A 1,977-nucleotide genomic window follows, 5' to 3' on the forward strand; every position below is an offset into this window, starting at 1 on the left:
TCGCGACCTCGGCATCGGCCGGGTGCACCTGCCCGAGGCGCGCGTCCTGGGGCTGCGCCCGACGAGGACCGCAGGCGGTGCTCGCGCAGCGCTGCCGGGCGGCCATCGGCGAGCGCTACCCCGACGCGTCGCCGGCGGTGCTGCGGCAGGTCGAGGAGCGTCTGGCCGACGAGCTCGACGTCGTCGAGGCGCTGGGCTACCCGACCTACTTCCTCACCGTCGCCGAGGTCGTCGACATCATCACCGGCGCGGGGGTGCGGGTCGCCGCCCGTGGCTCCGGCGCCGGCAGCCTGGTCAACCACCTGCTCGGCATCAGCGCGATCGACCCGATCCGGCACGACCTGCTCATGGAGCGCTTCTGCTCGCCGCTGCGGGCCGAGCTGCCCGACATCGACATCGACGTCGAGTCGGCCCGCCGCACCGAGATGTATGAGCTGATCCTGCAGCGCTTCGGCCGCGACCGGGTGACGTGCGTGTCGATGATGGACACCTACAAGGCGCGGCACGCGATCCGCGACGTCGGCGCCGCGCTCGGCGTGCCGCCGGCCGAGGTCGACGAGATCGCCAAGGCCTTCCCGCACATCCGGGCCAAGGACGTGCGTTCGGCGATGGCCGAGCTGCCCGAGCTGCGCACCCGCAGCCTCGACGGCGGGCGCCTCACGACGCTCTTCGACCTCGTCGAGCGGCTCGACGGGCTGCCCCGGCACATCGCCCTGCACCCGTGCGGGGTGGTCCTGTCCGACGGCGGGCTGCTCGACCGCACCCCGGTCGAGTCGAGTTGGCTGGGCTTCCCGATGAGCCAGTTCGACAAGGACGACGTCGAGGCGCTCGGGCTGCTCAAGCTCGACGTCCTCGGCATCCGGATGCAGTCGGCGATGGCGCACGCCGTCGGCGAGGTCGAGCGGGTCACGGGGGAGCGGGTCGACCTCGACGACCGGTCCGACGTGCCCCTCGACGACCCGGCGACCTTCGCGATGATCCGCACGACCCGCACCCTCGGGTGCTTCCAGATCGAGAGCCCCGGGCAGCGCGAGCTCATCGGCAAGCTCGCGCCGACCGTCTTCGACGACCTGATCATCGACATCTCGCTCTTCCGCCCCGGTCCGGTGAAGTCCGACATGATCCGGCCCTTCCTCGAGGCGCGGCACGGGTGGAGCCGGCCGCAGTTCCTCCACGACCGGCTCGTGCCCGCGCTCGCCGAGACCGAGGGGGTCGTCGTCTTCCACGAGCAGATGCTGCGGATCATCGCCGAGACGACCGGCGCGACCCTCGCCCAGGCCGACGAGGTGCGCCGCACGATGGGCAGCCCGCAGGGGCAGGAGCGCATCGAGGCGTGGTGGCGCCCGGCGGCCGCGGCCCGCGGCTACCCGCCGGAGGACGTCGACCGCATCTGGGAGGTGCTCGCGGCCTTCGCCTCCTTCGGCTTCTGCAAGGCGCACGCGGCGGCCTTCGCCATGCCGACCTACCAGTCGGCCTGGCTCAAGGCGCACCACCCTGCGGCCTTCCTCGCCGGCGTGCTCACCCACGACCCGGGCATGTACCCCAAGCGGCTGCTCCTCGAGGAGGCCCGCTCGCTCGGCGTGACGATCCTCGGCGTCGACGTCAACGCGAGCACGGGGGAGTACCGCGTCGAGCGCGCGCCCGTCCCCGGCCCCCGACCGGACGACCCCGACCTGCCCGACGGGTCGCCGTGGGCGATCCGGCTCTCGCTGGCGGATGTCAAGGGCATGAGCGAAGGGGAGATCGCCCGCGTCGTCGCCGGGGCCCCCTTCGACTCGCTCACCGACTTCTGGCAGCGGGCCCGGGTGAGCCGACCGGTCGTCGAGCGGCTCGTCCTCGTCGGGGCCTTCGACTCCGTCCACGGCACCGGCGCCGACCGCGGTGGGCCGGGGGCTCGGCCACCGGGGGCGCTGACCCGGCGCGACCTGCTGCTCCACGTCGCCGAGCTCGACCGGTGGTCCCGGGCGACGGCGACCG

1 pseudogene is annotated in these 1,977 nt (G+C 73.6%); it reads left to right on the top strand.

Annotated elements, in window-relative coordinates:
• Positions 1-1,977 (top strand): annotated as a pseudogene (dnaE, locus tag AC2W7J_RS17815) (DNA polymerase III subunit alpha); the annotation flags it as partial.

The sequence above is a fragment of the Janibacter sp. CFPM2_SD2 genome (assembly GCF_057364645.1).